This window comes from Marinomonas gallaica (genome assembly GCF_049821165.1).
Taxonomy (GTDB): Bacteria; Pseudomonadota; Gammaproteobacteria; order Pseudomonadales; family Marinomonadaceae; genus Marinomonas; species Marinomonas gallaica.
In genome coordinates, this window is the sequence record NZ_CP187511.1 from 1,867,057 (window position 1) to 1,880,043 (window position 12,987).

Annotated in this window: 13 protein-coding genes; 5 read left to right on the forward strand and 8 right to left on the reverse strand. The window is 44.7% G+C overall.

What is annotated here, in order from left to right:
- Positions 1 to 21 precede the first annotated feature (21 nt).
- The 4 genes from prmA to dsbD form a co-directional block, all read right to left on the reverse strand.
- On the reverse strand, positions 22 to 909 hold the full coding sequence (gene prmA / locus ACPUEK_RS08760; RefSeq protein ID WP_425642950.1) for a 50S ribosomal protein L11 methyltransferase: 888 nt from the start codon (positions 907 to 909) through the stop codon (positions 22 to 24).
- Between the two features lie 96 nt (positions 910 to 1,005).
- Positions 1,006 to 2,346: an acetyl-CoA carboxylase biotin carboxylase subunit gene (accC, locus tag ACPUEK_RS08765; RefSeq protein WP_067034350.1), complete on the reverse strand. Its 1,341-nt coding sequence runs from the start codon at positions 2,344 to 2,346 to the stop codon at positions 1,006 to 1,008.
- A gap of 21 nt (positions 2,347 to 2,367) precedes the next feature.
- The gene (accB, locus tag ACPUEK_RS08770) at positions 2,368 to 2,817 is read right to left on the reverse strand and encodes an acetyl-CoA carboxylase biotin carboxyl carrier protein (protein ID WP_067034347.1); all 450 of its coding nucleotides are present in this window, start codon (positions 2,815 to 2,817) and stop codon (positions 2,368 to 2,370) included.
- Positions 2,818 to 3,034: 217 nt separating this feature from the next.
- Positions 3,035 to 4,858 carry a protein-disulfide reductase DsbD gene (dsbD, locus tag ACPUEK_RS08775; RefSeq protein ID WP_425642951.1) on the reverse strand — a complete coding sequence of 608 codons (1,824 nt, stop codon included), beginning with the start codon at positions 4,856 to 4,858 and terminating at the stop codon, positions 3,035 to 3,037.
- A gap of 99 nt (positions 4,859 to 4,957) precedes the next feature.
- Here dsbD and ACPUEK_RS08780 point away from each other — a divergent pair, with 99 nt between their 5' ends.
- From ACPUEK_RS08780 to ACPUEK_RS08790, 3 genes are read left to right on the forward strand one after another with little or no spacing between them, the layout of a single operon-like run.
- On the forward strand, positions 4,958 to 5,743 hold the full coding sequence (locus ACPUEK_RS08780; protein WP_425642952.1) for a hypothetical protein: 786 nt from the start codon (positions 4,958 to 4,960) through the stop codon (positions 5,741 to 5,743).
- 15 nt (positions 5,744 to 5,758) lie between these two features.
- On the forward strand, positions 5,759 to 6,805 hold the full coding sequence (locus ACPUEK_RS08785; protein WP_067034341.1) for a DUF2333 family protein: 1,047 nt from the start codon (positions 5,759 to 5,761) through the stop codon (positions 6,803 to 6,805).
- A 2-nt stretch (positions 6,806 to 6,807) separates the two neighbouring features.
- Positions 6,808 to 7,323 carry a GNAT family N-acetyltransferase gene (locus ACPUEK_RS08790; RefSeq protein ID WP_425642953.1) on the forward strand — a complete coding sequence of 172 codons (516 nt, stop codon included), beginning with the start codon at positions 6,808 to 6,810 and terminating at the stop codon, positions 7,321 to 7,323.
- On the opposite strand, the gene ACPUEK_RS08795 is transcribed toward ACPUEK_RS08790, so the two are convergent.
- Positions 7,316 to 8,662, reverse strand: a complete 1,347-nt coding sequence (locus ACPUEK_RS08795; protein WP_067214728.1) for an anti-phage deoxyguanosine triphosphatase — start codon at positions 8,660 to 8,662, stop codon at positions 7,316 to 7,318. The two genes, ACPUEK_RS08790 and ACPUEK_RS08795, sit on opposite strands and share 8 nt — an antisense overlap.
- A gap of 111 nt (positions 8,663 to 8,773) precedes the next feature.
- On the opposite strand from ACPUEK_RS08795, the gene ACPUEK_RS08800 reads away from it, so the two are divergent.
- Positions 8,774 to 9,076 (forward strand): LysR family transcriptional regulator, encoded by a 303-nt coding sequence (locus ACPUEK_RS08800; RefSeq protein WP_067034332.1) that lies wholly within the window; start codon positions 8,774 to 8,776, stop codon positions 9,074 to 9,076.
- 24 nt (positions 9,077 to 9,100) lie between these two features.
- Here ACPUEK_RS08800 and ACPUEK_RS08805 read toward each other — a convergent pair whose 3' ends face one another.
- The 3 genes from ACPUEK_RS08805 to pabB form a co-directional block, all read right to left on the reverse strand.
- Positions 9,101 to 9,835: a phosphoadenylyl-sulfate reductase gene (locus ACPUEK_RS08805; protein ID WP_067034328.1), complete on the reverse strand. Its 735-nt coding sequence runs from the start codon at positions 9,833 to 9,835 to the stop codon at positions 9,101 to 9,103.
- Between the two features lie 99 nt (positions 9,836 to 9,934).
- A complete protein-coding gene (locus tag ACPUEK_RS08810; protein WP_067034325.1) occupies positions 9,935 to 10,585 on the reverse strand; it encodes an NUDIX hydrolase in 651 nt (216 codons plus the stop codon).
- A 6-nt stretch (positions 10,586 to 10,591) separates the two neighbouring features.
- Positions 10,592 to 11,986: an aminodeoxychorismate synthase component I gene (gene pabB, locus ACPUEK_RS08815; RefSeq protein ID WP_425642954.1), complete on the reverse strand. Its 1,395-nt coding sequence runs from the start codon at positions 11,984 to 11,986 to the stop codon at positions 10,592 to 10,594.
- An 88-nt stretch (positions 11,987 to 12,074) separates the two neighbouring features.
- Between pabB and ACPUEK_RS08820 the strand changes: the two genes are divergently transcribed.
- The gene (locus tag ACPUEK_RS08820) at positions 12,075 to 12,935 is read left to right on the forward strand and encodes an alpha/beta fold hydrolase (RefSeq protein ID WP_067034320.1); all 861 of its coding nucleotides are present in this window, start codon (positions 12,075 to 12,077) and stop codon (positions 12,933 to 12,935) included.
- The last annotated feature ends 52 nt before the right edge of the window (positions 12,936 to 12,987 follow it).

Here is a 12,987-nt window from a genome sequence, read left to right on the forward strand (position 1 = left end):
GCGTGGTGTTTCCTTAATTGGCTACAACTTTTTTGCCACAATCCGAATCCATTCCTCTTTTTCGACGATGGATTCAATTTTAAACCAAGGTTTGTAAGCTTCGACAACCGTGTGAGCTTGAGACTCAAGGATACCAGAAAGTGCGAGTAATCCACCTTGTTTTACTAACTTTGAAATGGTATCGGACAGCTCAGCCAAAGGTCCCGCTAAAATATTCGCCACGACAATATCTGCTTCAACGTCACTGTCGTAAGGTGGTAGTTTCACTTCGTAGCGATCGGGGGTGATGTGGTTGCGTTCAGCATTGGCTTGGGTCGCTTGTACCGCTTGAGGGTCAATATCAATCCCCACCATGTTATTAGCGCCAAGTAATAAGCCTGCGATGCCTAAAATACCTGAGCCACAGCCATAATCGATAATGCTCTTGTTTTGACAATCAATTGAATCTAACCATTCAAGACACAAAGCTGTGGTTGGGTGAGTGCCCGTACCAAAGGCCAGGCCTGGGTCTAGGATTAAATTCACGGCTTTGTCGTCTGGCACATCACGCCAGCTTGGGCAAACCCAAAGACGCTTGCCAAACTGAATTGGATGGTAGCTGTCCATCCATTCACGAATCCAGTCTTTGTCTTCTAGTATTTCGATTTTGAGGTCGATGTTAGATTGACCTAAATGTTGAGCTTTGTGCTCAATAACATTACGAATTTGCTCTAGATCTGCATCGGCATCGAAAAGCCCTGTGACACGGGTGTGCTTCCAAAGAGGTGTAGTATTTAGATCCGGCTCATAAACAGGGTCATCATGAACATCTTCAAACGTGACGACTAGTGCGCCACATTCAAGCATGGCATCTTCGTAAGCGGGTACGTGCTCTGGCGTTGTATGAACGCGAATTTGCAACCAAGGCATGGGGTAAGGTCCAGTTGAGACTATCGTAAGTCGGTTAATTCTGATGTTTAGAGGAGGGTACTACACCTCCGAGCGGAGGTGTAGTAATTGAGCGCATTATAGGCCCAGTTTCTTTTCCAAGTAATGGATGTTTACGCCACCAGCAATGAAGTTGGAATCCGTAACAAGATCTTTTTGTAGATCGATATTGGTTTTGATACCGTCTACGAACGTTTCATCCAATGCAACTTCTAGACGTTTAAGTGCTTCTTCACGCGTGTTCGCAAAACAAATGATTTTTGCGATCATAGAGTCGTAAGTTGGTGGAACGGTGTAGCCACTGTAAAGGTGAGAGTCTACTCGTACACCCATGCCGCCAGGCGCATGGAAGTAGTTAACTTTACCCGGGCTAGGCATGAAGGTTTTAGGGTCTTCAGCATTGATACGTGCTTCAACTGCATGACCGTTTAGTTTCACGTCTTCTTGTGTAATTGAAAGAGGTAAGCCGCTGGCAATTCGTAGCTGTTCTTTTACGATGTCTATGCCTGTTACCATTTCGGTTACAGGGTGCTCCACTTGAACACGCGTGTTCATCTCAATAAAGTAGAAGCGACCATCTTCGTAAAGGAATTCAAATGTACCTGCGCCGCGGTAGCCGATCTTGATACACGCATCCACACAAGATTTTAGACATTGCGCGCGAGACTCAGGATCAAGATGAGGTGCAGGTGCTTCTTCCAATACTTTTTGATGACGACGCTGCAAGGAACAATCGCGATCGTAAAGATGTACGGCATTGCCTTGGCCGTCGGCTAGAACTTGGACTTCAACGTGACGTGGGTTAGTTAGGAATTTCTCCATGTAAACCGTGCTATCGCCAAAGTAAGAGCCTGCTTCAGATTGTGTGACGCTGATTGATTTAAGAAGGCTGCCTTCGTTGTGTACAACACGCATACCACGACCACCGCCGCCGGCTGCTGCTTTCACGATAACTGGATAGCCAATCTCACGAGCAATACGCATACAAGCTTCTGGGTCAGAGGGTACTGGACCATTAGAGCCAGGTACTGTCGGTACGTTTGCTTCACGCATCGCTTTGATGGCAGACACTTTATCACCCATTAAGCGAATTGTTTCAGCGCGTGGACCGATGAAAGCAAAGCCTGAGCGTTCAACTTGTTCCGCAAAGTCTGCGTTTTCAGCAAGGAAACCGTAACCAGGGTGGATCGCAGACGTATCAGTCAATTCTGCCGCACTGATGAGCGCTGGAATATTCAGATAGCTGTCTTTTGATGGATTCGGGCCAATGCAGATCGATTCGTCTGCAAGGCGTACGTGTAATAATTCACGGTCAATTTTAGAGTGAACCGCAACCGTTTTAATACCGAGTTCTTTACAAGCGCGAAGAATACGCAGTGCAATTTCGCCTCGGTTAGCAATCAATACTTTATCTAGCATGATGAAACCTTTGGCAGTGGATTAAATGATGGTAACAAGCGGTTGGTCAAATTCTACTGGCTCACCATCAGTTGCAAGGATAGCGCCAATTGTACCGGCTTTGTCTGCTTCAATTTGGTTCATCATTTTCATCGCTTCAACGATACAGATCGTATCACCAACGTTTACTTTCTGGCCAACTTCAACGAATGCGTTCGCACCAGGTGCTGGAGACGCATAGAAAGTACCGACCATTGGGGAATTTACAGAGTGGCCAGAAAAAGCGGCTTCTGCCGGTGCAGCTTCAGCGGTTGGCGCTGCTGCAGGCGCTGGCGCGGCTGTAGGTGCTGGCGCTGGGTAGTATTGAGGGGCTGCAACTGGAGCGCCGCCACGACTGATTCGAACTGCCTCTTCGCCTTCTTTGATCTCGATCTCGTATACGTTAGATTCTTCTAGTAGCTCGATAAGTTTTTTAATTTTGCGAATGTCCATGTTGACTCTCTTTTCTCTGTCTATGTATTCAGTCTAGTTCTGTCCTGTGATGGAACGACAGGGCAGGCGGCACTGAGAGCTAAAAGCAACGCTTAGGCTGCAGAGTAGAACTCAGTAAGAAATCCAATTAACGGGAAATTATCAGTAAAAAGCGCGATATTGTCCAGTTTTGTAGATAAAAAACCTATATCTTGTAAAAGAGGTTAAAAATTAACCTCTAGTAAACCATCTTGGTTGGGTTATTTGACAAGAGGGCGCCAAGACGTGCTTTTACTTCTTCCTTGGTTGGCTCACCTACTAAAGAATAGTTGTCTAATAGTTGTTCATTGGTATCAAAAAACAACATTGCAGGTGGGCCAAACAGCTGAAATTGTTTTAGCAGTGCTTGGTTTTGCTCGTTATTCTCTGTGACATCGACTTGAACAAAGGTGACCTTGCTCAAAAGTGGTAATATGTCAGGGTGTTTAAATACTTCTTCTTCTGTGATTTTGCAGCTGATACACCAATCGGCATAAAGGTCGATAACAACAGGCAATGTACTTTTTTGTTGAATGACATTTAGCTCCTCTAAAGAACCAATTGTTTCATAATAGGGCACGCTAATACTCTGCTGTTGAGCATTATTTTGCGCAGTTGTTAGCCGGTTCAGTGGCGTTATTGGGCTATGACTGCCTGTAAAACCGCCTATTATTTCTGCAAAGCCAACAATGAAGGCAAGCAAGGCAATAAACCATCGCACCGGATGAGACGTGCCGGTACTGATACGATGAAAGAAAAATGCTGCCAAGGATAGACTTAGTAACCCCCACATGAACAGATGGTAGGCTTCAGCTAGCCAGCGATTGGCAAGCCATATCGCAAGGCCTAGCATGGCAAATCCCATCAGTTTTTTAATATCTTCTAACCAAGCGCCATTTTTAGGTAACACCTTGCTTCCCAGTGCGCCCACAAGCAGCAGTGGCATTCCCATGCCAAGACCCATACTGAATAATGCCATTGCACCATAGGCTGCATCTGACGTGGTGCTGATATACAGTACAACTCCCGCTAGCGGTGCGGAAACACAGGGGGAAACGACCAATGTTGCAAATACGCCAGCGAAAAAGATGCCGAGTATACGTGAACGACTGTTTTGAGATTTATTAGAAAGTCTATCAAGGCGATCTTGAAGGCCACTGGGTAAACGCAATTCATAAACACCAAACATCGCCAGTGAGAGTGCAATGAAGAGTAAGACACTGACGAACAGGATGGATGGGCTCTGAAGTGCTGCTTGAAGGTTTAGTTGAGTTCCAAACCAGCCTGCCAGCGCGCCAATAAGGCCGTAAGTCGTCGCCATACCAAGGACGTAGACTGCTGAAAGATAGAGACCAGACCAACCTTTAGCTTTGCTGCCCACAACAATAGCACTCACTATTGGTATCATAGGCAGCACGCATGGTGTGAGTGACAGCAGTAGGCCTATTCCAAACATAATAAGCAGCATGTTAACAAAGGACGCTTGGCTAATAAGGTTTGTTACTTGCTGTGCTTCGGATAGTTCGAATGTGCTATTAAGGGTCGTGTCAGTGCTGTTACTTATTGTAGCTAAAGCTTGTGGCGGAAACTCCACTGACATTGGCACTTTCTGAGGCGGGTAGCACAGCCCTTTTTCAGCACAACCTTGATAGCTGATGATAAAATCGACTTGTTTGGAAGTGTCTCGGTTATCCAAAGAAAGCGGGAGTTTTAAACGTTCATGATAGACTTCGACTTCACCAAAGTAAGGGTCTTGTTTTAGTTCACCGTTTGGAATCTCGGCGAAACCTAACGAGGGTTCTTGATCGCTTGTGACGTTTAGTTGATGGCGGTATAAGTAGTAGCCATCGGTGATGTGCCATGTGGCCCATACTTGTCCTTCCGCGTCACTGTTGACTGACAAACTAAAAGCTTGATCAACTGGAAGAAACTCCGGTTCAGAGTTAAAAGGCGAGCTAAAGTTGAACGCCAGGGCGACGTTGGTTAAAAGTAGGGTCGTAATCACAGCGATGAATCGCATCATAGAATATAGCTCGTATTGTTGCGAGAGAGGTTTCTTCAGTATCAAAGGCGCTATAGACTAACAACGGGCGTGAAAGTTTCCAAATATCTAGGAGTTCTCTTGATAAAAAAAGCGCTTTTCTTACTTACTTCGGCAATGTTTCTGTCGGCTTGTTCAACGTTATCGAGCGATAATTGGTGGCATACCGATCTGCCTGTTGAGACATCTAAAAAGCAAAATGGCGCGTATAGGCATGCACCCGTAACGCAGAGAACTGACAATAAGGCTGGCGTTTCGCGTAATTCTAGCGTGACGCGAAAGCAAACAATAACTGCGAATATTGTTCGTGAAGGGCAAATAGCCTTATCGGAAAATCGCTTGTTGACCCCAGAAGGGGATAATGCAAATTTGTACTTTCAAATTGCATTAGGTCGAGACCCAGGCAACTACGACGCAACGCTGGGCATTGCGGCGATTGTTGATAAATACTTGGCTTGGGCAATTCAGTCAGCAAATGCTGCTGATTTTAAAAGTGCTAAGCAATTTATCGAGCAGGCCAAACAAGTCAATCCAAGAGATTCAAGTATTCAAGAAATTGAGATGCGGGTTAAGCAGAAGCGGGTCGTCATTGACCACACTGTGCGAGCAGATCAGCAGCCAGCATCGGAAGATGTATTTTATCTGCCTAATAACCTTTTTCAATTGAGTGAAGAGAAGATTCTTACTCAAATTCAGCCTATTATTGATAGAGTTGAAAAGACACAAGGCTCAATTGAGATCAATTGGCCGAGCGACAAAGAAGGTCGACTGCTGTATCAAATCATTAATAGTAGAACACCGAATTTTCGTGTGCGAGCCATGACCTTTCATAGTTCGAAACACACAGTTGAAGTTTTAGTCAATTAACATGGGAACGCATCAATGGCGAAATTTATCGATAAGATAGCCTTCTGGAAAACACTGCCCAGCCTACCTAAAGCAGGTAAGTCTGTTTCTGCAGCAGTCGTAGTACTGGTCATTTTCTTGTTTGCTTTGGGCATTTATTGGAACTCTGAACCAGATCAGTTCGATGTGGTGTCTGTGGCAAAAGAGCGTGCTGAAGAGCGTGGCTATTTGAATAATAGTAAGCAGTTGGTTACTGGCTACACAATGACCAATACACTTTACAGCTTGGTTGATACACTCCTTGAGAAACCAGGCGGCTTTATCTCCAATGATATTATGCCTCCAGGCGTGTTTATGGATAACATGCCTTCGTGGGAATTTGGTGTCATGGTTCAGGTCCGAGATTTGGCTCGTTCTCTGCGAAAAGAGTTCAGTCGAAGCCAATCTCAGTCTACAGAAGATGTGAATCTTAAAATTGCAGAACCGCAATACAATTTCGATACTCGCAGCTGGGCACTTCCTTCGAGTGAAAGTGAGTACCGTCGTGGTAACGCTGAATTGCTTAAATATCTAGATCGTTTGGCCAATAAAGCCGACAACGCGCAGTTCTATTCTCGTGCTGACAACTTAGCGGACTACTTATCTGATGCCTCTACGCGTCTTGGTAGCTTATCTCAGCGATTGTCTGCCAGTGTTGTAAAAGAGCGCGAAAATACAGATTTGGCAGGCGATGCCGAAGCGCGTCAATCGACTGAAAACGGTTCTTACCAGAACGTGAAGACGCCATGGACACAGATTGATAATGTGTTCTATGAAGCACGTGGCGCAAGCTGGGCATTGATTCATATTCTTAAATCTGTAGAAGTTGACTTTGCGCAGACGCTACAAAAGAAAAATGCCATGGTTAGTTTACGTCAAATTATTCGTGAGTTAGAAGCAACGCAAGAAACAGTATGGTCACCAATTATTTTGAATGGCAGTGGCTTTGGTTTACTGGCTAACCACTCATTGGTTATGGCGTCTTATATGTCTCGTGCGAACGCACAGATCATCGACCTAGTTAGGTTGTTAAAACAAGGCTAATCGTGAATGATTTAGCTAAAACGGCGCGTCCGGCTACTTTAGATGACGCGCCGTCTATTCTTTCTATCTTCCTTGAATCAGTAAAACAAACTGATGTTAAAGGAGGAATCAATCTCCTCAGTGTTATCGACTGGATTGATAATGCGAGCGATCAATATCCTCTATGGGTGCTTGAAAAAGACGACTCCGTTATTGCTTGGTGTGGATTAGAAGCGTTTTACGGTTTACCTGAGTTAGAGGGTGTAGCCGAAGTGGCGATCTATATTACAGCACAGTATCAACGACAAGGCCTAGGCGCAGAGCTATTGGCATTAATGGAGCGGCATGGCGTTGATCACAATAGGCACTCTTTAGTGGCTTACATTTTGTCTGATAATCACAGCAGCCTGCAGTTCTTTTTGCGAAATAGCTTTATTGAATGGGGGACCTTACCGTCGGTAGTGCGTAGCGGTGGGGCTGTCAGCGACCTAAAATTATTAGGTCGCCAACTTGATGACGTTAGTAGTGAAACTAAATAGGCTCAAAAACAGAGCCTGAGCTGGGTACGAACAGAGTTTTGTACATTCTACTCGCGTAATCGTCACTCATCGACGCCATGTAGTCACAAATAATACGATAGCCATGGCCTCCATTTTCAGTGTCTTGGCGCCATTCTTTAGCCAAATCTTTTGGCAATAAGCGAGCCGGATCCGCTGCCAGCGCTTCGAACATTTCAAGCAGCATTTGTTGCCCTTTATAAACCAATATTTGCACTTCAGGACGCAGGATAATGTGTTGCATCTCGAACTCTTTAAATAGGTTCAGTGCTTGACGCTCTGCATCGGGTAAATTCGCTTGGAACCTGAGTAAGGGGTGCTTGAATGCTTCTTTTTCCATGACATAACACGATGTGATAAACCAGCTAACTAAGTCACCAATGGCTTTTTTGCGTAAGTGACTTTGCTTGCTGAACAGCTGAGATTCTATACGTTCAAGGTTGTGGTTTAGAAAATCGCAGTCGATCGCGTCCAGTTTGGGTTTTAAATACTGTTGCCACATGTCGCGCGTCACCATGCCTAATACTATGGCATCTTCCATATCGTGTACGCCGTAGGCAATGTCGTCGGCTAAATCCATGATGGAGGTGTCAAAACCACAGTGTTCCGTTCGGCCATGAGCGTTTGGATGGTTGCGTGTTACTTGGCTTAGAGTATCTCGATCTGAGTGTTCAAATGGCGCGAGAATCCACTCTAAGAGTTCACTTTCCTCTTGGTAAATACACTTGGGTGGATGCCAGTCTTTGGCTTTGAATTGACGTAAGTTATCGGGCTTATTTGGGTAATGCCCAACAACCGTTTGGTAGAGCGCAGGGTACTTTAAAACGCCCAGCATAGTTCGACGCGACACATCCATTCCATAGGTTTCAGAATAGGAACCGCGTTTGCCTAAAATACGTAAGGATTGGCCGTTACCTTCAAAGCCACCGTGCTCCGTCATCATATAGTTGAGAGCCACTTCGCCACCGTGCCCAAAAGGCGGGTGACCAATGTCGTGACTCAAGCAAATGGTTTCCATAAGCGAGTCACTGGCAAGCCAAGGTTGAAATGGTGCATTGCTAGGGTTTGATGATTGCAGCTGGTAAACAATGCCGCCGCCTATTTGGGCAACTTCAAGTGAGTGTGTGAGGCGTGTTCGACTGTAGTCGTTTTGGCGTATAGCAAGGATTTGGGTCTTTGACTGAAGTCGACGAAAAGCGGCACTGTGAATGATCCTGGCTCTGTCTCGTTGGTACACATCACGATGATCGTTACTTCTTTCTACGCGAGGGCCCGAGCGCCGGACCATCCATTCGGTTAGGTCAAAATTGTCGTTTATCATGCTTTATGGCTCTACCAATGTTGTCTAGGCAGTCTTTCATTAAAATACGATATAGGTCAATGCCTGACTCAGCTGGAGTGGGCATAATGTTCACCATCATAAGGAAACATTATGCTAAATACACAACATCTCATCACATTTAGAACGCTAGTAGAAACAGGAAGTTTCACGCAGACGGCTCGTAAGCTTGGGTTAACCCAGCCTGCGGTGAGTCAGCATATTCAGAAGCTAGAAAAAGGACTTGGCGAACCGCTGTTGATTCGTCACGGTCGCTCGACGGAGTTAACCGAAGCTGGAAAAGTGCTATATAAGCATGTGCAGGATTTAGGTAACTGCTACGAGAAGTTTGTTCATCATTGGCAAAGTCATATTGCTGAAAAAAAGCCTGAAGAGCACTCAAGAAAAAGCGCCTAAAGAGTGATCTTTAGGCGCTTTTATTTAGGCTTGCTTTGTTGGAATGATATTTCCGATGTGCAGACCACATTCTTTATGCTCTGATTCTTCCCACCACCAGCGACCTTCGCGTTCATGCTGGTTTGGCAGTACGGCACGTGTACAAGGTTCACAACCGATACTGATAAAGCCTTTTTGATGTAATTCGTTAAACGGAACTTCGAATACTTTGATATAGTTCCAAACGTCTTCTGATGACCAGTTGGCTAACGGGTTAAACTTGTAAAGAGGTTTGTCTTTTGAGCTGAATGCGCCGTCAAGTTCAGCGAAATCCAGTTGGTTGCGTGTGCCGTGGCTTTGATCTTTACGTTGTCCCGTAATCCAAGCATCCAATGTTGCAAGCTTTTTACGAAGAGGTGCTACTTTACGTACACCGCAACATTCTTTGTGGCCATCTTCGAAGAAACTAAACAATCCTTTTTCTTTGGTAAAGGCTTCTAGCTTTTCTGCATCAGGAGACATGATGTCGATTTCGATGTTGTAATGTTTACGTACTTGTTCAATAAAACGGTAAGTTTCTGAATGCAAACGGCCTGTATCCAGAGAGAATACATGCACGTCTTTTTTGGCTTTTACAGCCATGTCAATTAGTACAACATCTTCTGCACCACTAAAAGAGATGGCAATATTATCGAATTCTTTTAACGCGCTATGAATAATCTTTTGAGCTTCATCGGCTTTGTGGCTATCGATGAAAGCTTCTAGGTCAAAGTTGGACATCGTTTCCTATCCTAGTCTTGAGCAAATTTGGCTGTACCATAGCAAGTAAATTAGGGGAGATAAAATACAAATGCCGCCTATCCTTATAATGCAATCAGGCTAGTCGTGAGAATGATTTTCAATCGCTTGATACAGTCCAAAAATAATACCCGCTGTAACACCCCATATGCGCAAACCGTGGTAGGAAATCTCAAAATAGCCACGTTTTAAATTGCCTATTTCTCTTTCAACATAGCTAAAGTTACTCGGGTCCAATAAATGATTTAAAGGCACCCAATGTACTTGCTCAACCTCTTCTTCACTTAAACTTAATTCACTCATTCGAGTCATTTCAGCGACCACGGGTTTGATACAAAAACCCGAAATCGAGCAGTATTCTCCAAGATCACCGAGTAATTCAAAGCAATCAGGTGCAAGGCCAACTTCTTCCAGCGTTTCTCTTAATGCCGTGTATTGAATACTGGCGTCTTCCGCATCGTGTTTGCCACCCGGAAAGGCGATTTGGCCGGGGTGGTTTCGCATATTTAAAGAGCGTTGTGTCAGTAGTACTTGAAGCTGATTATCGATCGGGCAATGGTAAATAGGAATGAGTACGGCTGCGGCACGGTAATCATGACGATAGGCATGTGGCGCAATTTTTTGGTCTGGGTTATAGATTTTAGTTGGCGCCTCACCATTCAAAGCCGCTCGAATTTCATCAATCGTCGGTGTAATGGCAGGGGAGTTTAAAAAGCGTGAGACGTCAACCATGTATTATTACCTAAGGAATAGCTTTTCTAAAGTATGAGTTAAACGGCCTATTTTGGTAAAGGTTTCTTGGTACTCTTCTTCGCAGACAGAGTCTGCAACAAGGCCACCTCCTGCCCAGCAGTGTATCTTTTGCCCATCCGCAATGAGGGTTCGAATAGTAATACTGGAGTCCATTTGACCGTTACAACCAAAATAGATCATTGAGCCACAATAAACGCTGCGCTCATGGGGTTCTAGTTCATCGATGATTTGCATAGCTCGTACTTTGGGCGCGCCAGTGATAGAGCCGCCAGGGAAACTTTCTTGAAAGACTTTTAACGCATCACCTTTTTTCTCAATACGACCTTCAACGGTTGATACCATATGATGAACATTGGCGTAGCTTTCGAGTGCAAATAGCTTTGGTACTTTTACACTTCCTGTTACGCAGTTTTTGCCTAAGTCATTTCGCAATAAATCGACGATCATCAAGTTTTCGGCACGGTCTTTTTGGGAGACCAAAAGTTCATCGGCTAAAGCTTGATCCTCTTCCGTTGTGGCGCCACGTGGTCGAGTTCCTTTAATTGGCTTTGACTCAACTCGGCCGTTATCGCACAGAATAAAACGCTCGGGAGAGTGAGATAAGACCGCGCGTCCATCCGGTAGCTGAAAGTAAGCGCCAAAAGGCGTCGGACAGCTTTCTTTTAGCGCTAAGTAAGCTGGCCAAGTTTGGCCTTGGTATGAGGCGCTAAAGCGTTGCGTTAAGTTTACTTGATAGCAGTCGCCAGCTTGAATGTAATCTTGTACTTTCTGGAAGCGTTTGGCGTAGCCTTCAGCCGTCATATTTGCTTTGAAGGTGCTATTTAAAGAAAATTCAGCATTCAGTGTTGGATCATCATCTCTTGTCAGACGCTCTGTGAGTTCTGCTTCGCTGAATTGACACCATGGTGTGACGATAAGTGTCGTGAGCTGTTTATGATGATCAGTAACCAGTGCCCAACCATATAAACCTAATAAAATATGTGGCAGTTGAACATCTTCAATCACATTTTGTGGCAATGTTTCAACGTAACGACCTGCTTCGTAGCTATAGTAGCCTAGCAGGCCACCATTGAATGCAAGAGATGTGTCTGTTGACCACGGTTGGCTGGTAATAAACTCAACAAGCTCAGTCAATAGATTCATCGGGTTGTCTGTTACATTGGTTTGCACCAATGGTTCAACGAACCATTCTAAGGAGAAATCTGAACCCTGCGCATTTACCACCGCCAACGGCGCGGCACTTAAAATATCCCAGCGTGTGTCACTGAATGACGCATGATTGCTATCAAATAAAATAGGATAAGAAAGATCGCTGAACTTTGGGAACAGTCGAGCAAGAGTGCTTTCATAAGGCAAACTAATTAGTTTGACTTCTGCCATAATTAAGAACCACGTATATTTAAAGAGTTTTCAAGCGTTTAGTATCGCTATTTTACCCGAAATCTGGGATTGAGTAGGAAGATTTAAAGTGTCCGAGAGAAAAAAACTGCAATTGTCTGATACAAAACTGTCGTATCGATTAATTGAGGTGCCCAATAGTAAAACAGATGGCTGTTGTTTAATGCTTCATGGTGCTGGTGTCGCTGGCGAGTTGACGTATGGTCCAATGCTTGAGTATCTCACTCATTGGCGTTGGGTTCTCATACCCGATTTGAACGGTATGGGAGAATCTTTTTATCATGGACCCTCTGAAGGACCTTTAACGATAGAGTCTTTATCTGGGGATATTCAAAGCTTACTGGCAGATTTGAATTGGTACGAATTCGATATTATTGGGTACTCGCTTGGTGGGTTAGTCGCTTTGTACCTGAATGCTCAATTAAGAGCTGGGCACAGGCCGTCTCATAAATTAGCGTTGATGGAGCCTGCGTCATTAGAGCGTGAATGTGTGGAAACTCTAGCCGAGGTTCGCCAGCGCTATCGTCTTGCGTCTCAAACCATACGTGAAACAGGGGATGTAGAATTGGGTATTGCGCACTTTATGGAGGGGGTCTCACCTAATCGTCGCAAGCACCCAGTGGCTGAAGCAACCACTCAAAGTCGTTTGGCGCATCGACCTTTGGGTTTTAGTTATGCTTTGGATGCAGTGACTGATTGGGTCGAAAAAGTGTCTACTAATGTCAGCCTGCGTGATGATTTACTAAACGCTGCGGATCAGGTGTATTTGTTATCAGGGAAATTAAGTCATGAATTATTGCGCCAGCATTATGATGTGTTAGCTGCGAGAAATGAGGGTTGGCAGCATACATCTCTTTCAGGTTGTGACCATTCATTACCGTTTCAAAAGCCAAGACAGATCGCAAAAGAGATAGAGGCCTGGTTTTCGTAAAAGAATGTTGTTTTTTTGCTCAAGTTTAAGAGGATTTGGTCGATAATTAAGC

Bases quoted from the DNA above. Each gene is read 5' to 3' on its own strand.
- ACPUEK_RS08805 (WP_067034328.1), bottom strand. From the start codon at position 9,835: ATGTCCAACTTTGACCTAGAAGCTTTCATCGATAGCCACAAAGCCGAT.
- accB (WP_067034347.1), bottom strand. From the start codon at position 2,817: ATGGACATTCGCAAAATTAAAAAACTTATCGAGCTACTAGAAGAATCT.
- ACPUEK_RS08795 (WP_067214728.1), bottom strand. From the start codon at position 8,662: ATGATAAACGACAATTTTGACCTAACCGAATGGATGGTCCGGCGCTCG.
- ACPUEK_RS08800 (WP_067034332.1), top strand. From the start codon at position 8,774: ATGCTAAATACACAACATCTCATCACATTTAGAACGCTAGTAGAAACA.
- pabB (WP_425642954.1), bottom strand. From the start codon at position 11,986: ATGGCAGAAGTCAAACTAATTAGTTTGCCTTATGAAAGCACTCTTGCT.
- prmA (WP_425642950.1), bottom strand. From the start codon at position 909: ATGCCTTGGTTGCAAATTCGCGTTCATACAACGCCAGAGCACGTACCC.
- accC (WP_067034350.1), bottom strand. From the start codon at position 2,346: ATGCTAGATAAAGTATTGATTGCTAACCGAGGCGAAATTGCACTGCGT.
- ACPUEK_RS08810 (WP_067034325.1), bottom strand. From the start codon at position 10,585: ATGGTTGACGTCTCACGCTTTTTAAACTCCCCTGCCATTACACCGACG.
- dsbD (WP_425642951.1), bottom strand. From the start codon at position 4,858: ATGATGCGATTCATCGCTGTGATTACGACCCTACTTTTAACCAACGTC.
- ACPUEK_RS08785 (WP_067034341.1), top strand. From the start codon at position 5,759: ATGGCGAAATTTATCGATAAGATAGCCTTCTGGAAAACACTGCCCAGC.